The sequence below is a fragment of the Acidisoma sp. S159 genome (assembly GCF_009766125.1).
GTDB lineage: Bacteria > Pseudomonadota > Alphaproteobacteria > Acetobacterales > Acetobacteraceae > Acidisoma.
In genome coordinates this window covers 67839-89007 of the sequence record NZ_LMUG01000065.1, presented here as the reverse complement: position 1 = coordinate 89007, position 21169 = coordinate 67839, and the positions used below count along the sequence as shown (strand labels likewise).

Annotated in this window: 25 protein-coding genes, 1 tRNA gene and 1 pseudogene; 15 read left to right on the top strand and 12 right to left on the bottom strand. The window is 59.6% G+C overall.

Translation table 11 applies throughout. From position 1 onward, the window contains the following. Positions 1-516: 516 nt before the first annotated feature. On the top strand, positions 517-693 hold the full coding sequence (locus tag GSQ92_RS22665) for a hypothetical protein (RefSeq protein WP_158805783.1): 177 nt from the start codon (positions 517-519) through the stop codon (positions 691-693). Between the two features lie 77 nt (positions 694-770). On the opposite strand, the gene GSQ92_RS22660 is transcribed toward GSQ92_RS22665, so the two are convergent. From GSQ92_RS22660 to GSQ92_RS22645, 4 genes are all read right to left on the bottom strand, one after another. After that, complete coding sequence (locus GSQ92_RS22660; protein ID WP_159014080.1) at positions 771-1190, bottom strand: type II toxin-antitoxin system VapC family toxin; 420 nt, start codon at positions 1188-1190, stop codon at positions 771-773. Continuing rightward, positions 1190-1462, bottom strand: coding sequence for a FitA-like ribbon-helix-helix domain-containing protein (locus GSQ92_RS22655; RefSeq protein ID WP_158805785.1), 273 nt, complete (start codon positions 1460-1462; stop codon positions 1190-1192). Before GSQ92_RS22655 ends, GSQ92_RS22660 begins: the two co-directional genes overlap by 1 nt. Positions 1463-2317: 855 nt before the next feature. Next, positions 2318-2845, bottom strand: a complete 528-nt coding sequence (locus GSQ92_RS22650) for a sensor histidine kinase KdpD (RefSeq protein ID WP_159014079.1) — start codon at positions 2843-2845, stop codon at positions 2318-2320. A gap of 23 nt (positions 2846-2868) precedes the next feature. Next, the gene (locus tag GSQ92_RS22645) at positions 2869-3228 is read right to left on the bottom strand and encodes a response regulator (RefSeq protein WP_254066672.1); all 360 of its coding nucleotides are present in this window, start codon (positions 3226-3228) and stop codon (positions 2869-2871) included. Between the two features lie 278 nt (positions 3229-3506). On the opposite strand from GSQ92_RS22645, the gene GSQ92_RS22640 reads away from it, so the two are divergent. After that, complete coding sequence (locus GSQ92_RS22640; RefSeq protein ID WP_159014077.1) at positions 3507-3743, top strand: 4-fold beta flower protein; 237 nt, start codon at positions 3507-3509, stop codon at positions 3741-3743. A 1759-nt stretch (positions 3744-5502) separates the two neighbouring features. On the opposite strand, the gene GSQ92_RS22635 is transcribed toward GSQ92_RS22640, so the two are convergent. Then, the gene (locus tag GSQ92_RS22635) at positions 5503-5739 is read right to left on the bottom strand and encodes a hypothetical protein (protein ID WP_159014076.1); all 237 of its coding nucleotides are present in this window, start codon (positions 5737-5739) and stop codon (positions 5503-5505) included. Positions 5740-5959: 220 nt separating this feature from the next. On the opposite strand from GSQ92_RS22635, the gene GSQ92_RS22630 reads away from it, so the two are divergent. Further along, positions 5960-6175 carry a hypothetical protein gene (locus GSQ92_RS22630; protein ID WP_159014075.1) on the top strand — a complete coding sequence of 72 codons (216 nt, stop codon included), beginning with the start codon at positions 5960-5962 and terminating at the stop codon, positions 6173-6175. Between the two features lie 174 nt (positions 6176-6349). Here the strand turns inward: GSQ92_RS22630 and GSQ92_RS22625 are convergent, their stop codons facing one another. From GSQ92_RS22625 to GSQ92_RS22610, 4 genes are all read right to left on the bottom strand, one after another. Next, positions 6350-6793, bottom strand: coding sequence for an NUDIX hydrolase (locus GSQ92_RS22625; protein WP_159014074.1), 444 nt, complete (start codon positions 6791-6793; stop codon positions 6350-6352). 68 nt (positions 6794-6861) lie between these two features. Then, positions 6862-7146, bottom strand: a complete 285-nt coding sequence (locus tag GSQ92_RS22620; RefSeq protein WP_158805791.1) for a hypothetical protein — start codon at positions 7144-7146, stop codon at positions 6862-6864. A 204-nt stretch (positions 7147-7350) separates the two neighbouring features. Beyond that, the gene (locus GSQ92_RS22615; RefSeq protein WP_159014073.1) at positions 7351-7713 is read right to left on the bottom strand and encodes a hypothetical protein; all 363 of its coding nucleotides are present in this window, start codon (positions 7711-7713) and stop codon (positions 7351-7353) included. A 105-nt stretch (positions 7714-7818) separates the two neighbouring features. Continuing rightward, the gene (locus GSQ92_RS22610; RefSeq protein WP_159014072.1) at positions 7819-8238 is read right to left on the bottom strand and encodes a hypothetical protein; all 420 of its coding nucleotides are present in this window, start codon (positions 8236-8238) and stop codon (positions 7819-7821) included. 482 nt (positions 8239-8720) lie between these two features. Between GSQ92_RS22610 and GSQ92_RS22605 the strand changes: the two genes are divergently transcribed. The 5 genes from GSQ92_RS22605 (at position 8721) to GSQ92_RS22585 (ending at position 10892) form a co-directional block, all read left to right on the top strand. After that, positions 8721-9032: a hypothetical protein gene (locus tag GSQ92_RS22605; RefSeq protein WP_159014071.1), complete on the top strand. Its 312-nt coding sequence runs from the start codon at positions 8721-8723 to the stop codon at positions 9030-9032. A gap of 20 nt (positions 9033-9052) precedes the next feature. Then, complete coding sequence (locus GSQ92_RS22600; RefSeq protein ID WP_159014070.1) at positions 9053-9556, top strand: phage holin family protein; 504 nt, start codon at positions 9053-9055, stop codon at positions 9554-9556. Continuing rightward, the gene (locus GSQ92_RS22595; RefSeq protein WP_159014069.1) at positions 9553-9828 is read left to right on the top strand and encodes a hypothetical protein; all 276 of its coding nucleotides are present in this window, start codon (positions 9553-9555) and stop codon (positions 9826-9828) included. Before GSQ92_RS22600 ends, GSQ92_RS22595 begins: the two co-directional genes overlap by 4 nt. 404 nt (positions 9829-10232) lie before the next feature. Next, complete coding sequence (locus tag GSQ92_RS22590) at positions 10233-10469, top strand: CsbD family protein (protein WP_158804278.1); 237 nt, start codon at positions 10233-10235, stop codon at positions 10467-10469. 352 nt (positions 10470-10821) lie between these two features. Next, a tRNA-Gly gene (locus GSQ92_RS22585) sits at positions 10822-10892 on the top strand. A gap of 1283 nt (positions 10893-12175) precedes the next feature. Here GSQ92_RS22585 and GSQ92_RS22580 read toward each other — a convergent pair. After that, the gene (locus tag GSQ92_RS22580) at positions 12176-12493 is read right to left on the bottom strand and encodes a hypothetical protein (RefSeq protein ID WP_159014068.1); all 318 of its coding nucleotides are present in this window, start codon (positions 12491-12493) and stop codon (positions 12176-12178) included. A 616-nt stretch (positions 12494-13109) separates the two neighbouring features. Here GSQ92_RS22580 and GSQ92_RS22575 point away from each other — a divergent pair. Both GSQ92_RS22575 and GSQ92_RS22570 read left to right on the top strand, forming a co-directional pair. Then, entirely contained in the window at positions 13110-13751 is a 642-nt protein-coding gene (locus GSQ92_RS22575; RefSeq protein WP_159014067.1) for a dihydrofolate reductase family protein, read from the top strand. 370 nt (positions 13752-14121) lie between these two features. After that, positions 14122-14745 carry a recombinase family protein gene (locus GSQ92_RS22570; RefSeq protein WP_159014092.1) on the top strand — a complete coding sequence of 208 codons (624 nt, stop codon included), beginning with the start codon at positions 14122-14124 and terminating at the stop codon, positions 14743-14745. Here the strand turns inward: GSQ92_RS22570 and GSQ92_RS22565 are convergent. Next, positions 14650-15726, bottom strand: a complete 1077-nt coding sequence (locus GSQ92_RS22565) for a glycosyltransferase (RefSeq protein WP_159014066.1) — start codon at positions 15724-15726, stop codon at positions 14650-14652. The genes GSQ92_RS22570 and GSQ92_RS22565 overlap by 96 nt on opposite strands. Positions 15727-16365: 639 nt before the next feature. Beyond that, the gene (locus tag GSQ92_RS22560) at positions 16366-17712 is read right to left on the bottom strand and encodes a UDP-glucose/GDP-mannose dehydrogenase family protein (protein WP_216856917.1); all 1347 of its coding nucleotides are present in this window, start codon (positions 17710-17712) and stop codon (positions 16366-16368) included. Between the two features lie 577 nt (positions 17713-18289). Here GSQ92_RS22560 and GSQ92_RS22555 point away from each other — a divergent pair. The 5 genes and pseudogenes from GSQ92_RS22555 to GSQ92_RS31105 all read left to right on the top strand — a co-directional run. Further along, entirely contained in the window at positions 18290-19255 is a 966-nt protein-coding gene (locus GSQ92_RS22555) for a GGDEF domain-containing protein (RefSeq protein ID WP_159014065.1), read from the top strand. A 32-nt stretch (positions 19256-19287) separates the two neighbouring features. After that, a complete protein-coding gene (locus GSQ92_RS22550; protein ID WP_254066669.1) occupies positions 19288-20085 on the top strand; it encodes a GAF domain-containing protein in 798 nt (265 codons plus the stop codon). A 9-nt stretch (positions 20086-20094) separates the two neighbouring features. Continuing rightward, the gene (locus tag GSQ92_RS31835) at positions 20095-20295 is read left to right on the top strand and encodes a sensor histidine kinase (protein WP_371418581.1); all 201 of its coding nucleotides are present in this window, start codon (positions 20095-20097) and stop codon (positions 20293-20295) included. Further along, positions 20204-20479: a sensor histidine kinase KdpD gene (locus tag GSQ92_RS31110; protein WP_254066668.1), complete on the top strand. Its 276-nt coding sequence runs from the start codon at positions 20204-20206 to the stop codon at positions 20477-20479. The genes GSQ92_RS31835 and GSQ92_RS31110 overlap by 92 nt, the downstream gene beginning before the upstream one ends. Before the next feature lie 44 nt (positions 20480-20523). Then, a pseudogene (locus GSQ92_RS31105) lies at positions 20524-20712 on the top strand (acetyl-CoA carboxylase carboxyl transferase subunit beta); the annotation flags it as partial. Positions 20713-21169: the final 457 nt, after the last annotated feature.

Below are 21169 nucleotides of genomic sequence, written 5' to 3'. Positions count from 1 at the left end.
TCTCGTGGTAAGGTCTGTAGCTAGTGACGCATGGCCTTACCCGATGCCGCCGGGCAAGGCCAGCCACACCGGAAGGTGCCGGTCACAACGATTTACAGAAAAGCGTGGCCGACGTTAAAAACGGAGAGCTACTGACCGGTCAACTACTGCAGATGGTCGCCTGAGTTGTCGGTCAGCGCTTTGGAACCGGTCTAGGAACACGGACCCCTGATGCACGCTAAGTTTGCTTTGCCGTGCCTAAACAGGAGGGGAGGGGGAGTTGCCTTGATCCTGAGCCCCGGAATTCAGCGGACCGTCACGTGGCTGCTAATCGCCGAGCGATTTCCGCCCATGTCCCGCTACAGGCAGACCGCACCTCTTCAAAACTCGCTCAGCAGCCACATAGACGACACAGACAATCTGCGTGACCAGGAACTTGCCAATCGGTCCGGCCGGTACAGTGGGAGATCGCAGAACACAACACCAGCTTCGCCGCTGTCCGCCAACGCGTTGTGCACCAGCCGGTTTAGCTTAGCGATGACCAAACCGGCCCGGCGGGTGCGGCAGGAAGCCAGCGCGGCGGCGAGCTGCGGCCGATCGGCGCTTGCCGCCCTCCACCTTGTGGAACTCCGCCACTACCTCGCCGCCGGCCTGGGTGACGTGCGTCGCTACGGCTTGGCGCTGCGCCTCAAGGCGAGCCCGGATCGGCCCTAGCTGTCGGTGCTGACACGAAGGTAGGCGACGAACCGCCCTGGCTCCCGCTTGGTCATGCAACCGGAGTACTGGAGCGGCTACTCATCCCACGGGTTGACGATCGCCACACCCACGCTCTCAAAATCGGCCACGTTGCGGGTGACGACGCTCGCCCCGCGCACGCGCGCAATTGCGGCCAGCATGAGATCTACGGTCCCGCTCGGCCGCCCAACCTTCCGCCGCGCTGCGAATACCTCGGCATAGGCAGCAGCCGCTTGGGTATCGAATGGCAGGATGCGACCGTCAAAGTCATCGGCGAACATGGCGCGTGCGGCCTCCTCTAGGTCGGCCCGGCGACGACCGCTCGGCATGATGGCAAGGCCGGAAAGGATCTCTGCTTGACACACGGCGGCTGTGAACAACTCATCCGATGACTGGCGGACAATCCAGTCCGCGATTTTGCGCTCAGGTTCGGGACGCATGATCTCGGAGAGCATATTGGTATCGAGCATCAGCATCAGTCGAACCGGGGCGGCTCGCGGACCGGTTCGCGCGGAGGCAGTTCGAGATCGACCCCGCCCAGTGGTGCAAAACGGGCACGAATTCGGTCGTATAGGTGGCGCATAGGCGGAGCGCCCTGCGGCGTCAGCGCGGTTTGCAAGATGCGGCGCGCCTCCGCTTCCATCGACTGGCCGTGCTGGGCGGCGCGGATGCGCAGCCGTTCTTTGAGAGCCGGATCTAGATTACGGATGGTGATCGAGGCTGGGGCAGGGTGCCTGCTGGCATGCATACCCTATTGTAATCAATGATTGCACTGATGTCAAAATTGCCATGTCACACGCGTCGGCTGTTTTAGGTAGTCAGCGATGGTGTCCGGCAATCGATTAGGCGTTGGAAGATCGCGACATCATCTTTTGTCAAGCGTTGTGCGATCTTCCCCCCTTCCACACCTGATTGCAGTCTGCATCCTACGACGTGCCGAAACATACGAGCAGCGGCGATCCCGTCATCGCACTCGGCGCGGGGAACAGCACCCTGATCGGCGGCGGGGCGATACGTCCGTGGTTTGCGAGGGCGGCAATGATGTCTATGGTTTCTCAACGGCCATGCCGGCGGCGAGCAAGACATCTACAACTTCAATGCAAGTAGCCAGCTGGCTTTCGGCGGCTACACCGGCGACGCAATCAGAACGGAAGCGGTCGGCTCGACAGGTGATCTTATCCAGCTCACCGACGGCACGATCATCAACCTCGTGGGCGTGAACCATACGGTGTTGCGTAGACATCGCGCGCTCAACACGATTGAACGAGGTCGAGACTGCGTCTGAGACAGGGGTTTGGGTCTCGGATGATGCTCCAAAAGCCGTGAGGCACGGGAACAGGGCAGACCCGCTCCTCGCCGCATCCACTTGTCCGGGACCATGCGATAATGAAGCGCTCCCGGCGTCCAGGCTTTCGCGAGCCTGCGCTCTGGGGAGCTTGTTAAACCTGATCACTGGTGAGTGGCCTCAGTTATGGCGGTTGCCTACCTCAATGGTATCGGCACCAGCGTGTCGCACACAAGACCGCAATCAATCGAGGCGACCCGCCGCTCCTGCCCTAGCACGGCAGTGTGACCTGTGCCTCACGGTTTCAGGAGCATGCGACTAGCTAGGAACCCAGCTATTGACCGGCATACGAAACGTAAAGCGTGTTTCAGCTGGGGTGGAGGTGACGTCTAGCCTGCCGCCATGCGCCTGAGCAATCATTGAGGCGATGTAGAGCCCTAGGCCAAGCCCCTGCTGAGTTGGTCTTAGCGAGTTACGGTAAAAAGGCTGGAACAGGTGCTCCACCGCGGCGAGAGAAATTGGCTCACCGACATTGGCGACCGACAACTCGAAGAGATCGCCGTGAGTCCAAGCCTTCGTCCGGATCGGCGCATCGGCTGCGCCGTGCGTGATGGCATTTGCCAACAAGTTGGAGAATAGCTGAGCGACACGCTCCCGGTCGCACGAGAAGGGCTGGGCGATCGTGAAGTCGGTTTCGATGACACGGTCAGGCCATGCCGTTCTAAGCTCCGCTACGATCAGGTCAAGCACTGGCACCAGTGAATCGCTGGAGACCTGTTGGAGCGCGATGCCGCCACCCAGGCGCCCGCGAGCGAAGTCTAGGACACTGTCTATGAGCCCGCTCATCCTTGTCACGCTGCCTTGCGCTCTTACGAGAGAGCTCGGGTCTTGCCACCAAGTTCAACGACGAGGGCCGCGAGTTCAGCGAACGAGAAAGGCTTCAGTAGAAGGGGAGCCCCTGCGTGGCGCGTTCCAACGAGAACCCCAGAGCCGTGTCCAGTCGCGAAGGCAAAAGGTATCCCCTTAAGCGCGAGCGCATCCGCAACAGGCAGGCTGAGCTCATGGCCGCCTAGGGAGACGTCGATGAGGGCCACGTCGAAAGGTTCGGTATCTAACAAGGCAAGCGCAACATCGACACTCATCGCTGGGCCAATCACCAGGCAACCGAGGTCAGCGAGCATGTCCTCTAAGAGGAGCGCGACGAGGGCTTCATCTTCAACCACCAGCACCCGCAAGCCTACCAAGGCTCCCTCTTTAGGCAGAACGGGAAGATCAGAGGGTGGAACAGCCATGGCCCAGCCATGCGCTCAGACCGTCCCGGTAACAACCTACATCTTCGAGGCAATCTAGCGTCATTCATAATGGTGCTGCCCCGCCGGTCTCCCAGCATAGGCGCATCAAGGGAGGTTCGCTGTCGAAGCAGGGGTAGTGGATAAGCCATCCCCTTTTTCCATGTCTGTCAAACACTAGATGAAGATGTTGTAGATCCTGGCTGGGAGAACTCTTCATGAAGCCTGAAGGCCTGACAAAAATGCTCATTCACGACGATGACGGTACGGCGATCGCCTATACACGCGAGGGCATCGTCTACAGCGTCGGGTCCGGGTCGCGGATCGCCAAGCTCCAAGCAGGCCAGATCTATTCGCTAGACGGTCAATTCCTCGGGACACGCCTGCCTTCGGGGAAGGTTCGCGGGGTAGAGGGGGAGCCAGCGGCCTTCCTGAGGCTCGTTCGGAAAGACTAGGCCATGACCAAGAAACGCACCGACTCAGAAGACATCGGAATGACGATGGCGGCGCTCTTTGCGGCGCTGGTCCGCAGCCTCGAAAAATGCCGGCGAGTAACCGATCGAGCAATGCGCCGAAAGTGGATGGCGCGAACGCGTGGCTAACGAATTTGAGGGGTGTCGGCACTGCCGACGTCCTTCTGCCAGGAGGTTCCGCGCACGGTGCGCATAACCTCCGCGACGAGGGTCTTCATAATGCAAAGCCCTTATGTGGGATTGCGCAGTTGGCCCCAGATTTGGGGAAATGCCCGAGCGGCTCGGACTACGGATTGCACGCCTGCGGGCTACCCGGGAAATCGGAGCATCCGACGCTATCTTCGCTCGACGTCCATAAGAATCGCAGCTCTCGCGCCTTGTTCTGTCCGACGACCGAGGCGTCGATTGCTCGCACGTTCCCGCCGTCCCCGAACTTTACCTGGACTGTCCCGGCGCCTGGTCCCCCGCCAATGTAGTTGCTCGTGAAGGTGAGTTCGCCGCTCTCGTCCTGTTCTCCGTCAACTCCCATCGCACGCTGAACATCATCTCTCGTCGCAACGCGAAGGCTCGATAGGAAGGCGGCGGTTAGGGGAACGCAGGTGCGGTCGGCCGTCAGGACGTCAGGGCTCCCCCAACAGGACAGGTCACCGGCATGGGCTTGCGACGCCAATGTCGCAATCAGGCACGAGGCCACCCACCAGCGCATTTGCACCTCCCGTTACGTTACGGAAGAGTAGCAATAGGAGCCAAGTAGATCAACTCGTTACGGAAATTTGCATATTTGCATACCCTCAACAGTATTCGCGGTACGGACACCCCCAAGCCATTGATCTTGGCGCCGTCGGGATTAGCGACACTCTCCGCCCAAGAGAAAGGGCGGACTCCATTTTCCAGATGGCATCAGTATATTCCTGGGCCTAGGAAATCCGGAGGGAGCGACGCAAAGCCTGGAACAGAAGCGTAAGAGCGCACTCGCTACTCTGCAGTATCAGCGGGACCAGCTCACAGCCGAGCATAACGAAGCCCAGGACCGCGCCAATATCCTTTTTGCGCAACTCCGAAACAACGCCGAGCTGACCAAGAGGATACGGTCTGGCAAAGATCCCGACGCTATCCTTCTTGAGATGCTCGAGGTCGACTGGTCGCCGTCTATAGAGCGCCTGGCCAGGGACTTCTCGCCTTCACCTGACCGCCTGGGCGTCCGGGGGTATGGACGCCCTGGTCATTGTCGGATGTTTCGATAGTGAAGGGTACAGTCCGAGCCGCCTTGCCAACGACGCTATGCCCTGCGACCTCTGAGGGCCGCCTGGACGAGGTCAACCGTCCAAGAATCGATGAATGCGTTGATTTCTTCTTCGGTGAGGCGATGTCCGCAACCACCGCACACCGCTCCAACATACTCCGCCTCCGACTGGGGCGGACGGGGCGTGCCAAAGTAAATGCCGCCGCATGATGGGCACGCTATCGACAGCTCAGCCACGTCACGCTCCTAGAGCCACAACCTTTGATAGCAAGGAGGCCGGTAGGAGTCTCGATATCCGTGTGGTGTCATGAAGATCTCGACACTTTGTGAGAGTATCGAGGTATCCACCACAACTCGGACGTGGCGCTGGCGGTATTGCCGTAGGGTCGGCTTATGTGCGGGCCCCTGCCCCTTCGGAAGCTTGGCGGTTTCGGAGCCGGCGGTCTCTGCGCAGGTTCGTAAGTAGCGGAAGGCCCAGCGAAACGGTCTCATCCTGCCCTACCCCAGTATGTCGCGGGCGAGCGAAACTGCGGTTATGACCCGATGGTCGTAGTTGGCGAAGTCTGGGTCGGCGTCGTCTTCGAGGTCAGCAAGCACTACCCTGGCCATTGCCTGCAGCCCCTCCGGAGTATGAGCTTTCAGCTCGGCGACTTCCTCGAGGATTTCGTGCCGGCGCGTGACAAGTTCCCGCTCCAGTCGATCGATCTCCTTTGCGTGCGGATGGTCGAACGGCATGAAATCCCGCTCTGCATCCCAAGCGGCGAAGGTAGCTTCCGCCTCCACAAATTCGCGGCAGAGAGCGATCAGCTTGCCATCCAGTTCTTGCTTTCGCCGCGCCCGCCTCTCCAGCGACGAGCAGCAATGCTGAGCAGGCGATCAGGCTGCGCCGGGCGATGTGGCGGCCGCTCATGCGTCAGCCCTCCCCAGCAAGTCGCAGACAAGCGACAGAGCGACCATGATTTCCCTCGTCTTCGCAGCCCTCCTCGAGCTGGGCGCTGTGTTGCTGGCGGATCATCTCCTCAAGGACGGTTGCTTCGCCCGCAATCCCTTGGGCGTGATGGCTAGTAGATTCGCCACCCGCTGGACGGCGCCGCCGATGCGGGTCCTCTCCGACTGGCCCGAGTGCCAACTCGAGGCCAGTGCCCAGGCTGTAAACGATCAACCACGGTAGCGACGCGGCTGCTCATGCAGCGGCACGGCGACATGCTGATCATGGAGGCCGTGAAGCGGATGCGATGCCAGAAGTGCCGGGTGTCAGCCGCGCCAGTCTTCCTCTGCGCCTCGCACCATCGGTCCTTCTGCTACGGGCCAGATCCAGACTGGGCGCTGGAACTGGTGCCGGAGCCTAGGATGTGACCGCGAGAGCTTTGGGTTTGGCCGCGGCATCGAGCCCCTCCAGGAATTTCGACAAGCCGCCATCGTCAACGAGGGCGTGCGCCTGCGACAGCGGCACCCACATTATCTTGCGTTCGAGGGACTCCTTCCACGCCGCAAGGTGCTCTGACACGTCGAGGCGGAACACCGTAACCTCGGCGGGCACCATCTTGCCCGACCGCAAGCATTTTGTTGTGCGATACCGTCCTATGGGAGTTTTGCTGATCTTGCCAGCAACGCCCGCTTCTTCTCGTGCCTCCAGCAAGGCTACGGCAGCTGGTCGCATCTCTTTTTCCGGGTGTCCTTTGGGAATGATCCACCGCTGCGTGCCGCGCGAGGTGATGAGAAGCACGTGCGACGTTCCGCCGGTCTCCATGACCGGCAGTGCCGCAAATTGCTTAAGGAGTTTTGCCATCGACCTTTAGATGGGGGCGAGGGCAGCTGTGAGCAAAGGAATGGCCGCCAGCCCTGAGTGCTGACGCCTCAGGGGCCCAATGGGCCAGGCTGCTCTTGGAACGTGACTTCCGGCGCCGTCGGCGCTTCCGAGGCCTCCCAGGCACTCCAGGCCGCCGTATCGAAAACCGCCAGAGCCTGGTCGCGATCGATGTCCGCCGCCCTCAGCGCCTCGACTAGGACCACCAGCTGGGCCTCCAACTCTTGCTCGAAGACCACGCGCTCCGTCCCGGTCCGGGCGTGGCCAAACTCCTGGCCGGCGGTTTCACACAGGTCGATGCTGATCGGCGGGTTGAACGTGAGGGGAGGGGTCATTGACAAGCTTGTAGTCCGAGCAACGGGCTGAACAAGATCCCTCGTGCATCCGGGGCAATTCGTCGGACCTAGCGGCCCGGCTCACTGAAGCCATTGGCACGCCAGGCAGCGCGCAATGACGCCCGCACGCCCATCGAGCGGCGGCACAGGTGATAGGTACGCATGAAGCGCCGCCAATCGATTCTCATGGCCGGTCCTCGCTGATCAGAACGCCTCGTCTGGCGGCAAAAGTGAAAGCTGCTCCGCCGCCTTCGGCTTGGCCCCCTTCAGATGATACGCCTTCACAAAGGCCAGGCGATCGCCATTGAACATGTATTGGATATTCACGAAGAAGAGGCCTTCGGACGGACTGCGGTATAGGAACTCCCGGTCTAGCAGCTCGCGCAAGCCACGCTGATAGGTGCGCTCAACCAAACCCGGACTGTGCTTTCGCGCCAGGTAGAAGCTCATCTCGACTTTGTCGTTGTTCGAACGTTCTCGAAGCTGGGAGTAGACCAACTCGAAGATGGAGAGCCCGGCCTTAGATAATCCCGTCGCCTGCTTCAGGCCGGCCATGAACAGCTTCACGAAGCGTTCGGCGTCGACCTTCCCACTCATACGCGACGGCACCACCCTAGCCGTCGACACTGAACCTGCGGATGATGATCGTCAGCCAGCAGTGCTTCGGCAGATTTATTGAAAGCTGAGCCGCCCCGGCGGCGTGTAAAGCAGGTAGGCGGCTACGGCTTGCGGCCCAAGGTCTGCCACCGCCATCAGCAGGCCGCTGATGCCATGGTAGGGAGGCATCGCTGTCGAAAAGGCATCAAAAGCGAAGTTCAGCGCCAAGCTGGTTCTCGCCCAGCCTCTCCCCTCGCCAATCTTCAACACCATCCAAGCCAGGAACCCTGCCGTCACGATGTAGCCCGCAATCACGACCATCTGGAGCGCTTCGGGATTGAAGGGCATCGTCATCGGAAGATGGTCAGTGATCAGTTTCTCCGTGCTTTGAACGCTGGTGCCGGACTGGTAGATGCCCAAGCCAGTCACCCAAGCCGTCCAGGCCCACAGGATCAGTTCCGCGGCTCGTACAGCCTTTCGCGGGTTGGCCGTCACGTGATCTCCACCCACCGCTTCGTATCGGCACGCATCTCGCGGGTCAGCCCGGCTCATCAAGGAACCTTCAGATGACCACCATCGGCATCGAAAGAAACTACTAGCGGTGCCGGGCGGACGAGGCGCGCTACTGAGGGATTGTAGCCACCCGAGATCGACGTCGCCTTATCCCTCTTCGCTAGCCCGCCGGCCTTCTTGCCCCTGCCGGGCGCCAGAACGAAATAGAAGCCATGGCGAGAGCGCGAAATTTACGCCAAAATGTGTTCCATCAGAATGGGCCGCAGCCCGGACAGCGATCTGGGCTTTGAGAAACTCGCGACCAATGGACAGGGTGGTCACGTTTGCGAGGTGGCAGTTAAACCCCACCTGCATCACGTCTATGTCAAGATGGTCCTCGTGTCCGGAACTTCGGACCACGGTCATTGCGTTCGCGCCGTATCGCCCAATTTTCCTCACTCTATTTTATTGGCAGGCAGTAAGACATGAGCGACGTTCAGGCGGGCAGTGCCTCATCGACTTCCAAAGACGTCGCAGATGATCTTGCGGTTTTGAAAAGTGACGTAGCGGCTCTCATCAAAGAAATGAAGGATCTGGGCATACGAGAGGGGAGTCGGATCGGACAGAACGCAGCCGAAAAGATTAGCGGGAGTGCCTCCGACATCTACGGCGGGGTATTGAAACAGACCCAGCGTTCCGCAGAAGCCGTCAGCCAGCATGTGCAGGACTGGCCCGTCTCCAGTCTGCTAGTTGCCTTTGTCGGCGGCTTTGCCCTCTCCAAACTCTTCTCCCGCTGAGGACGCATTGAATGCCATCAATGGGAAGCCTGGTGAAGTTGGGCGCTACCCTGGCGTTCAATCCAATGACGATGGTGCAGGACGCGCTAGCGTCGGTGCGACGCACTGCAATTTTGATTGTTTGCGCTCTGGTCGCTGGTCTGATCGTCTTGCCGGCAATTGGCTGCCTGATGGCGGCGCTCTGGATTTTTGTGCAGGAACGACTTGGACCTTTCTGGGCTGCAATTATCACAGCGGCGGCAATGCTTCTACTCGCAATCACCATGTTGCTGATCGGAATCTTGCAGTCAAAGGCCGGCAAGAAGACGCGGGCGCAACGCGATGCGCCCAGGTCTGCGGCAGCTGCTAGTCTATCTGCGTTGCCGCCGCCGAAGGCCATGCTTGAGACTAGCCGCTCCGCTTTCCGTCGTAATAAGGGAACGGTCTTGCTGGCCGCCGGAGTGGCGGGCCTACTGCTGGGTCAGGACCTTCTAAGACCTCGTCCGCAGTATGTGGTCGAACAAAAGGGGCGGAGGCGCAGGTGAGCGAAGAATGGTGGCCCGATGATGCGGCTACGCCGCCGCCGGATGGCTCGCACAGAGTGGTTCAGCAGAGCACCGAAGGTGTTCCTCTGTTTTTGAAAGCTCCAGCTGACCCGACCGCTCACCCGTTCTGGACCCCGGAACATGCCGAAGCCGGCGTTTGGTCGCTGCGCGACGCGGCACGGTTGGCGGCTCTGCATACCGGCCTGCGAGATTCAAGTGGCGGTCTTGTGGAAGCCTGGAGCGAGGAAATTACGCCCGATGAGCGAGACTGACGTGCTGTAGACGCGCCATCGCTTGTCGATGGTCAGTGATGCAATCGTCCGTTTCGATGCGGCCGATAAGGTCAGGATTATCGACTTTCCTCCACATCACCCAGTCGAGTGCACCGTCCAGTGTCGCGAAGGAACGGCGCGCTGTTGGTGATCCAGCCCCTGGCTCAGATACTTCAGCGTGATAGCCAGGCATATTTGTCCCCAGTGACGATCCCGATCGAAGCAATGATAGCTCGTGCGTCTCTGGGATATTCAATCTCCGTTTAACTCAGCATCCATCTCAGTACCGCTTTCTCGCCTGGCAAGCTGCCTCTCGCATCTTCGTGAATGCCCGCGCGCCTAGATGAGGGCGTTGCTAAAGAACGATTCTATCCCCAGGTGGATGGCCTTCCCAGGAGATGCACATGAGCGAGAACAAGTTCAGTGGAACGGTCGATGACATCAAAGGCAAGGTGCAGGATGCTGCCGGCGGTTTGACCGGCGACACCAGCACCCAGATTCGTGGCAAGGCTAATCAGGTGCGTGGCCAGGCGGAAAGCATATTGGGGGATGCTGCAGAGTTGATCCGGGACCAGCCTCTGACGGCAGCGCTGGTCATCTTTGGTGTCGCGTATTTGGCGGGACGTCTGCGCCTGCTTTAGGCGAGCCCGGAATCCGAACCCAGCCCAGGAGAATGTGCATGGCGACCACAACACTTCGCTGCCTCCGCGTAGCGGCCATAGCGATTCCATTTGCACTTGGCGGGTGCGGAATGTTTGGCTCCTCTAGCGGTAGCCCGACCAATGGCGGGGCGACCCAGGGCACCGGTGCCGGCGGCGCGACTGGAGCAGGTGCCAGTTCAGCCTCTGGCGCGTCGGCAGGTGCCGCTGGTGGGGCTGGAGGCGCTGCCGGAACGAAGTAGCGAAGAACCAAGCGGCCGAAAGTCCTAAGGCGTATGTCCGAAAGGCGGAGTCAAAATTAGCCGGCCGCCACCTCATGCTTTGAAAGGCTTGGGTGGGCGTAGCAGAGTGGTCTTGCAGCGGTTGTCCCAACCGAAGGTGTCGGTTCGATTCCGGCAGCCCGCTTTTCACGATCGGCAACCGAAGAGCAGAATTTCTGTTATCAGAACCAACTTCCGGAGATGCGCTCTTGATATGGTTGAGAGACAGCGTCGTAGCTATGGTGCGTACGAAGAGTTCGAATTTGACCCTCCGTCAACTCGGCACTCTCCTTACCTGCCATACGACTGCCGGCCGTTATACCGTGAGGGCCTGTCGAAGGCGGTTGGGACGCACAAGCCCGCGATCTCTCGCGCCGTGGACGTTCTGGAGAACCACAAGCTAGTTCGGCGTTCGCCAGACCCGACAGACTGACGTTCCGTCCTGATTGAGACAACGCAGGCAGGGAACGCGCTCTGTCGTGGGTTCAAGCGAGCAAACGGGTCAGCAAAAGCAGTTCGCCGCCTCAGAATGTACGCGATTAGACCGCAGGCTGATCCAAAAACTACGAACGACGACGGTCATTCCCGCGTGCTTGCCCCATTGCATTTCACGAGTTGGGCAGATGAATTACAAAGACGCCATGCTGGCTGCGGGGCGCCGCGAGCCTATGCCGCTAGCCCCATCGAGCGTATTAAGGGAAGGTTACGCTGAGCCCAGTGGCGTTTGCCGCTCAGGAGGGCTGTAGCCTTGTATATCCAGCTCGTGCTTTTCGTCGTCGCCCTCGTCGCTTGCTTCCTCGCAATCGACTACATCAGACGCGGCGAGGTCGCGGGGACCACAGGGCCTGCTCGTTTGTCCAAACGACAACTCAGGAAGATGCGTCGCAGTCACCGCAGTGTTTTCCGATAGATCACTGCATCTGCGCGGCAACGAGCCTTAGAAGGTCCGCAAGCTCCCTGCACCCGTTTCTGGGCAGTTGGCGAGCATCTTCGCATGGCTCTGCACGAACGCTTGAAGCAACAGACCGTAAACGCTGCTCTGGCAGGGGACACCCCTTAGGGCACGGGATGTGACGAAGCGTAACGTCAACCTACTGTGACGCCCGCTAAGTTGGCTGCGGCCCAAGTTGTTGATGGGCCGGCGGAGCCACCAGCCGCCGGGGCGCGGTTCCCGTGGTGCAGTCATAATCCCCTGTCATCGCGAGGCGGAAATTAGGCCGCTAACTCGCGCCTTCGGCGTTCGGGGCTGTGTCGATAGCAATGCCCGGACGCCGAACCTCACTTACCCAGGTCCAAAGTTGATGAGCATTAAGTGCGCGGCGGTGGCATGTTTAAGCCGAGGCCAGCGGAAGCGAGATCCGCTGACATGCCATCCTCGAACTGGTGCACGGCGCGCTCTTCGACGGCGATCTAAGGGTGAGCAGGCATTCAGGGTGTCGGTTCGGTATCGTTAGCGGCTCTCAAGAAATTCAGCAGCTGCTCGTTCAACGCAGGGCTTTCGTCATCCGTATTCACCAACAGCTGCGCGTGTGCTCGTGCCAGTTCGGCGCGGACAACCTCAATCGGTGGCTCCAGGCCCCGAAGCTCCAATTCAATATCGAGGTCGTAGTAGCCAAGCCTATCTTCGGCACCCCGGCTTCTAAACCAAGCCACGAATGCTGCCTCCCAAAGGCTGTTGAGGTCGCCGGCAGGCAGATTAGCGTTAATCCGGCCCCGCCGCAGATAGGCCTCCGTTTCCCGCGTCATTTCTATATCGAGAAAGTCGGTCCGGGCGTCGCGGTTAGGCGCTCCATCAGCCACAGGATTTCATCCTTAGAACGTTCTAAGGCCGGCAGTTATGGGGACGGCCGAACGCCAGTTCAAAGCCCGGTGCCAAAGTCGTGTGATAGTGGTGCCGCTCGTTGAACCGGCTTCACCATCACGGCGCCTCGGTCGGCTGAGCGGCGCACACAAAACCTTGAGTCGCTAGAGCGTGAATTCCGCCGTGTCAGTGAAGAGCCATAGCTTGATTAGGTCGGTGGGGTTTCGACCCTCATCAGAACGACCTGAGTAAGCTCAGCCTCGTTGGCCGGCTGGAGGTTCGAGGAGGTGAGCTTGGCCTGGTCGTTCATGGATCGCCCTCTCCTATCGCCGATGAGAACGAAGCACGAACAGATCGACAGGTGGAGTCCTGGATACGGATGAGGGACGGATTGGGAACCGATTGCCTGTGGTCCGCGGTGAGGCGTCGCATTCGATCTGACTGATTTGAGCCTGCGAGGGCCGATGCAGCGCGTTCCAGCCCAGACTCCCGCCCTTTTCGAACAACCTCAGACCGCGCAAGACTCAACTGGTTGCAGTTCACAATCAGATGGAGGTTCCCATGGCCAAGGTGCGCGTAGCGGGTTTGGGAGTGTCCATCGACGGCTTCGGGGCCGGCCCGGACCAGAGCCTGGAGTATCCGCTCGGCAAACGGGGCCAGGAGTTGATGAGTTGGTTCTTCCCGACCCGGACTTTTCGATCGATGGTCGGGAAAGAGGGAGGGACTGAAGGTGCTGACGATCGCTTCGCCCACGCCGCGATGGAAGGTTTTGGCGCCTTCATCCTCGGCCGCAATATGTTCGGGCCGGCCGGCGACGACTGGGGCGGGCCCGACTGGAAGGGCTGGTGGGGCGACAACCCCCCGTATCACGCGCCGACCTTCATCCTCACGCACTACGCCCGGCCGCCAATCGTGATGGAAGGCGGGACGACCTTCCATTTCGTCACCGACGGGATCGAGGCGGCACTCGCCCAGGCCAAGGCCGCCGCGGGCGACCTGGACGTGAAGATCGGCGGCGGAGTTTCGACGGTCCGTCAGTACCTGCTCGCAGGAGCGATCGACGAGTTGCACCTGGCGCTGTCGCCCGTCGTTCTGGGCCGTGGCGAATCCCTGTTCGCAGGTGTCGACCTGCCAGGCCTTGGCTATCGGGTGACGGAGGTGGTCCCAACCGAACTGGCGACCCACGTCCTGCTGACACGCTGACACGCTGACACGATAGAGCTGGGATTAAGTGCTCGGGAGTAATCCCCAATGAGAACGGCAATCGCCTCGGCAAAGCGATTGCGAATTCCGGGGTCATGTCGCCCGCGACGCCGACAAATTCTCGTCCATGATTCCGGGATGAAGTGGCAGGATAGGCATTGTGGAGCCACAATGCGGGGTCTTTTCGTTGGGCGGCCTGGACGTCACCTGGACGTCTCTTGGCCATCTCCTGGCCGATTCCTGGCCACCACCTGGACGTGAAAACGAGTTTCCATATACCAATGCACCCGCCGTGCATCCGGAGGAGCTAGATTCTCCCCCATCCGAAAACGAGCGTTTAAGGACACCGATTCCGGACAGTAAATCGCAGATGTCCCGCACCTTCGCCTACGTTCGCTCCACGGTCGGCCAGACCACCGAGGACCAGATCCGCGAGATCGAGGGCGCCGGCTTCAAGGTCGATCGCCGCCGCGTGGTCTCGGAAACCGTCTCCGGCAGCTCAGCCATCGCGCGGCGCCCAGGCTTCCAGCAGTTGCTGAACCGACTGGAGCAGGACGACATCCTGATCGTCACCAAGCTGGACCGCCTCGGCCGCGATGCCATCGACGTCTCCAGCACGGTCGCCAAACTGGCCGAGCTCGGCGTGCGGGTTCACTGCCTCACCCTCGGCGGCGTCGATCTAACCAGTGCTGCGGGCCGCATGACGATGGGCGTCATCAACCACGTCGCCCAGTTCGAGCGTGACCTCCTGATCGAGCGCACCAACTCAGGCCTCGAGCGCGCTAAGGCCTCCGTCGACGGAAAGAAGAATAAGGACCATGGGACGAGTTCCCGACGTGGCGACGCTGCGCATGTGAGCGGCGTCCCTATGTCCGACCGCCACGCTCTGTCCATTGTGTCACGTTTGACTGCAGCGGCCACGCCGACAGGACCGGTCGTCGCGAGAAGAAGTACGGCCGAGGCGTCGGACCAAAGGCGCGAGAACTACGCCTAAGACCAAATCTTTTATCATGGCTTTTGAGCCGAACGTCCAAAAGCTGGCTTCACTGTAGCCGCCCTTACGACATAGATGAACAAATGCTACAAGCCGATCAATGAGACGGGCTGAACACACTTGGGCCCGATCGCTGTATATTGGACCGAGCTCTCTCCATGCCACAGCTGCTTCGGTGGATCGCTGCCGCAGATGTTTTGGAAACGCTTCCATTTTTGATAAATGCGAGAACAGTTCGGCGTCAATCGGCGCGACTCGCGCTAAATAGCCGTAGGTTTCGGATCGATCCTCAAAACGGTAGCGCCAGCGCTCCACCATGCCGGGCTTCGTGCGCTTGCCCGTACCGACTGTGTTGCCACCATGGAGGCGATACTCAGTCAATTCGTCGTCAATATAGCATACCTTCCCCACCGCCGAAGCTATGAGAAAGAAGAACAGGTCGTGACCCATAGCTTCGTCAGGGTAGTAGTGATCCTTCATTTGGCCCCACAAAGCCGCTGCCGGAAGGAGATCGGCCCGAAAGGTTTGCGTAAAGCCGTAAGAGGACATCCAGGGCGGCAACGCCAATCGGGGAGAAATGAATGCGGACGGAGGCTCAGCATAGAGCGGCGAGATCAGGTGACGTTGACCATCAACAACGCGGGCATTGTGAAACGTCAATAACACGTCGGGATCGGCAAAGCTCCCCACCACTCGATCTAGGTTGTTTGGCAACCAAACATCGTCCTGATCACAGAAAGAGATTAAATCACCCGTGCAGAGGCGGGCGATCTTCATAAAATTGGCGCGGTACCCGAGGCGGATTGAGTTGCTATGAATGACGACAGGAAACGGTGCTTCACGGCGAAAGCACTCAAGAATCTCGATCGTGCCATCTGTTGAGCCATCGTCGCCCACTATGAGTTCAGTCGGCAGGAAGTGCTGGCCCGTGAGACTGGCGAGCTGCTCTTGCAGATGGATCGCGCCATTATAGGTGGTCATGGCGATGGAGACTCTCACGGCGACGCCTCTGCAATCTGATCGAGTTCAGACCTATCCTTCGTCCCGCAGAAGGTCAGGGCTATCATCTTGAAGTGTAGTTCCTTGGGCTCGATCTCGAAATAGCGCAGCCAATGCGAGCAATAAACAGCAGAAAGCAACGGGAAGCCAAGTCGCACACACGAGTGATTTAGCGAACGCGACAGCCAGAGAGAACCACGGGCGTCACCCTCGCCGCCATAGCACGCAGAGCGGGGAACAGCACCCTGATCGAAACGCTGGTCCGCGCTGGTCCTGGGTTTCCTCATAGGAGATTTGGGCACCCACCCTTGCACTGGAATAGTCGTATCCGAACAGCAAAGCGCCTTCGTCAATGGCCTCAATATAAGGAACGCAGCACTATGGGACTTTTTCCAGATAGTGGAGCGGGACTAATCCGCGTGCTTTGGGAAAAGCCTCTGAGAACGTTGCCACTTTCAATAGGAGCGACCTGTCCCGATCAACTCGCTTCTCCCCTGCGTAACTTCAGTAGCCAGTCTGAGAGCCGTGCCCGAGCGGTTCAAGCGATGCCACTTTCCCCGGCGGATTAAACGGCGCCTGGCCCGAGGCTACCATCATGAGCAATAGCGCACGCAATCCGGATTAGGCGGCACCCCGTCGAGCCGCTTCTTCGAGCGGTGGCAAAGCGCGGCCGATCGCGTGATAGGCGAAGCCGGCGGCGCGGATCGCGGCCGGATCGAAAATGTTGCGCAGATCGACGATGACCGATCCGCGCATCAGGGCCTTCAGCCGCGCCGGCGCGACCGCGCGGAAGAGGTTCCATTCCGTCACAATGACCAAAGCATCGGCACCCGTCGCGGCCTCGATCGGATCGGTCGTGTAGATCACCTGCGGCGGCAGATGCGGCCTCGCCTGCTCCATCCCTTCCGGGTCGAAGACATGCAACTCTGCACCATCCTCGACGAGGCGGCTGACGATGGGGATCGATGGCGCGTCACGCATGTCGTCGGTCTCGGGCTTGAAGGTCAGGCCCCAGACGGCGATGCGCTTGCCACGCACCGAGCCGCCACAGGCAAGGATGACGCGTCGCGCCATCGTGCTCTTGCGCGCATCGTTGACGGTGACGACGGTTTCCACGAGCCGCTGCGGCGCACCCGCATCCTGGCCGATGCGTGCCATGGCGAGCGTGTCCTTCGGAAAGCAGGAACCACCGAAGCCCGGTCCAGGATGCAGGAATTTCCGCCCGATCCGGCCGTCCAGCCCCATCCCGCGCGCCACGTCATGCACATCGGCGCCCACCCGTTCGCAAAGATCGGCGACTTCGTTGATGAAGGTCACCTTCATCGCGAGGAAGGAGTTAGCGGCGTATTTCGTGAGCTCCGCCGTTTCGATCGAGGTCACAATGATCGGCGTCTCGATCAGGAAGAGTGGACGATAGAGGCTGCGCAGGATGTCCGCCGCACGGTCGCTCTCCACGCCGATGACCACACGGTCCGGCCGCATGAAGTCCCCGATGGCATTGCCCTCGCGCAGGAATTCCGGATTGGAGGCAACGTCGAAGTCAAGATCGGGGCGCGTCTCGCGCACGATCTCGGCGACGCGCCGGCCGGTCCCGACCGGAACGGTCGATTTCGTTACAATGACGGCGTAATTCTTGAGCTTGCGTGCAACCTGCTGGGCAGCCTGATAGACATAGGTAAGGTCGGCATGGCCGTCGCCGCGCCGCGTCGGTGTGCCGACTGCGATGAAGACGACCTCCGCATCGGCAAGGCCTTCATCCATGTCGCCGGTAAAGCAGAGGCGTCCGGCAGCGACATTCTCTGAGACCAGCCGGTCGAGCCCTGGCTCGAAGATCGGGATACGGCCTTCCCTCAGCGCGCCGAGCTTGCGGTCATCGGCCTCGACAATGGTGACTTCCATGCCGAATTCCGCGAAGCATGCGCCGGACACCAGTCCTACATAGCCGCCGCCGATCATAGTGACACGCAAGCGCCCGCTCCTCTAGCTGTGGCAGGTCTCGCATTAACACATCGGGCCAGGCCGCGAAATTGGTGGCTCAATAGAATGCTTAGCGCCGCCGAACCCTCGCAGCCGATCTCGCCGATCCGAATGGTGTCCGTGTGGGACGTCAGACGAGTTTGCTTACCGCGCGCGAAGCTGCGGCGGCCGGTTGTTCAGCTTGCTTATGCGCAGGACGCATCCGAGCCGCGAAGTCTGTGGTACAACCGACTTCCTAGCTAGCTGCCATCAAAGGAGCAACCGGCGTGAGCCAGCTCTCTCGTCTCCGGTATCTAAAACCTGAGATCCAGCCCTTCGGCCGACGCGCATGCCGCAAGTGAGGCCGTGGCCAAGGAACGTGACGCTGCGGTGTTAGAGCGCGCCGTTAAGCCACCCCTTAATGTCGATACCGGTCGGCTTCGTCAGTTCGGAGGCATAGATCTGGGTCTTGCTGACCTAAACCAACACGCTCGCGTGATTTAGCGTCACCGCCCGAGAAAATCCTTCTTTCCGCCCAAGTCGGCTGGTTAAGCCTTCCATCTTCTTCCGCATAGGAGGCTTCACGCCGATGCTAAGAATTGTCGTCGTGGCGCAGTTTCTTATTGGGCTGGTACTGCATCTGGGGTCTCTCCGCGAGATGACCAGGAATATATCTGACCTCAAGAGGGGACCGTTGCGTTTCAGATGGAACGTTCTACGCGCAATCGTCGTGCTTCTGGCAATCTCCTACATGGGCTATATCGCCCAGCTTTTAGCGGAGGGGGAGGAGCAGGCGGGTATCAGAGAAGACTTGCTTGTTGGAACGGCTGCCGTGCTCGTTAGCTTGTTTGTGTACGGTGTTGCAGATTTATCCTTTCAAACAGTTAGAGATTTTCGAGATATCTCCAGGTTTAAGAAACTTGCTCATCAGGACCAGCTAACAGGCGTTTTCAATCGGCGCTATTTTGATCTCACTCTTGAGGAAGCCGTTAAAATTGCGCTCTGTAAGAAAGAGCCTTTGTCCCTTATGGCCGTGGACATAGACCATTTCAAATCAGTCAACGACGAGTATGGCCATCTTTCAGGCGACACAGTCCTCCGCTCCGTATGCGGCGCTATAATGCGACAATGTAGACATACCGACATCGTTGCCCGCTACGGCGGAGACGAGCTCATGATCATCGTTTCGGGTGACGGCGCCACGGCTGTCACACTCGCGGAGCGCGTGAAGGCGATGGTTGAGAACCTTGAGATCGAGTTGGCAACACACGCTACGCTTCGCGTTACCGTCAGCATAGGCCTTGCGACAATAGCCTTCGGCGATAGCCCGGATACCTTGTTCACTCGTGCCGATGCGGCTCTGTACGAAGCGAAGCGTCTCGGGCGAAATCGAATCGAAGTCGTCGCAAATAGCCGCGAGAGCCAGTTCTCGATGAGCCGCGATGACAGTGAGATAACGGAACTGTCGGTGCGGCGGCAAACCCTAACGGGTGAAAAGGGCCTCATCCTCCACCAACAGCCCGTCGAAGATGACGCATTCACCCTGATGCTCTAAACTGCGGGATAGAAGAGAAGTGGGGTGTTTCCATGGCTGACGTCGCAGGGGCTGCGACAGCTGCGATCCGTCGAATTGATGCCGTTCCAATGATCCTCAATGTGATTTGTCGCACGACTGGCATGGGCTTCGCGGCAGTGGCCAGAGTCACCGACGATCAATGGATCGCGTGCAATCTGCTCGACAAGATCAACTTTGGCCTTAAACCGGGCGGAGAGCTAAAGATCGAGACAACCATTTGCAGCGAAATCCAGCGAGACGGTGCAGCGGTTGTCATCGATCACGTTGACCTAGACCCGCGATACAGTCAACACCACACACCTAAGCTTTATGGCTTTCAAAGCTATATATCGGTGCCGATCATCAGGGCCGATGGCTCAATGTTCGGTACCCTCTGCGCAATCGATCCGCAGCCTCGGCAACTGAAGGCACCTGCGACAGAAGCGATGTTCAAGGCGTTCGCCGACTTGATCGCCAGCCACCTGGATGCGCAGGATTATAGCGACGCTCGTGACAAGGAGCTGATCGACCAACGCCAGGACGCCGAATTGCGGGAGCAATTCATTGCAGTGCTCGGCCACGATCTCCGCAATCCAGTTGCCGCGATCGATGGCGGAATTAGGCTGCTGACCAAACGACCGCTCGACGACAAAGCTGTCGGCATAATTAAGCTGATACAGGGCAGCGTGACACGGATGGGCGGACTTATCGACAGTGTCCTCGATTTCGCTCGCGGGCGTCTGGGTGGCGGAATCGTTCTGCAGCAGATCTCGAGCGACTCGCTTGTGCCGTTGCTTGACCTAATCGTTGCGGAGCTGAGAGCGGCCTAGCCTGACCGTATTATCGAAACTGACTTCACAATCGTCCAGACCGTCTCCTGCGACCGAGAGCGTGTCGCCCAGCTATTCTCCAACCTGCTGGCGAATGCCATTACGCATGGTGCTCCCGATGCCCCGATCACTACGAAGGCTTGGACCCACAACGATTTCCTCGAGTTGTACGTTGCCAACTCGGGGGAACCAATTCCCCGGCGGCAATGAGCATCTGTTCCAGCCGTTTTATAGGAATTCGCTGCGACCAACTCAGCAAGGGCTCGGGCTAGGGCTGTACATCGCCTCAATGATCGCTCAGGCGCATGGCGGCAGGCTAGACGTCACCTCCACCCCGGCGGAGACACGTTTCACGTTTCGTATGCCTATCAATCTACGGGTCGCGTGTTCCTGAAGCGGAGAGGTACGAGTGGGCAAGTTTTACCGTGCCCAGTTCGTGGCTTGGTAAGTCAAAGGCCCCGAGGTTCCGGACAAGTACAATCGATCAAAGAGGCGGCGCTGCCATTAATCGTCGTTCTGGCTGACAACACATGGGGCGGCGTGACTGCGAGCTTCGCCATGCTAGGCGATGTTCAGATTGCTGAGCCCGGTGCATTGATCGGCGCGGATCAAATCCGGAGAAAAATAAGGTTACGAATCATCTCAGGCTGGATCGAGTTTCGGCGTCCGGGTTGGACCTATTCAGAGATGAGCAAAAAGACCCGGACGCCTTCGGCGTTTGATAGGTGAGCGGCCAACTGCTTGCCGCCTCGTGGTCCAGCACCCCATGGGCCAGACTACGGGCACCCCGCCCCAGCGAGTGTCGAATTCGCTGGCCTCGACCCCAATTATGCACATTTCTCTCTGAAGTTGTGTTCAACCATTCGTGCAACCCCCGGTTGGTCGTTGCCCGGGCCGGGCCAGTTCCGTCCGCACAGCCGCCAATCGGTCATTCATCGGTTCCAATCTGTCCCTCATCCCATCAGCCGTCGGTATCTAGGACTTCACTCGCCGTCTTGTTCATGCGTTGTTCTGGGTCGTTCTGATGAGAGTCGAAAGCATGGGCCGGCGGTTAGTTCACCCAGCGACAGGATCAGCGGCTCAT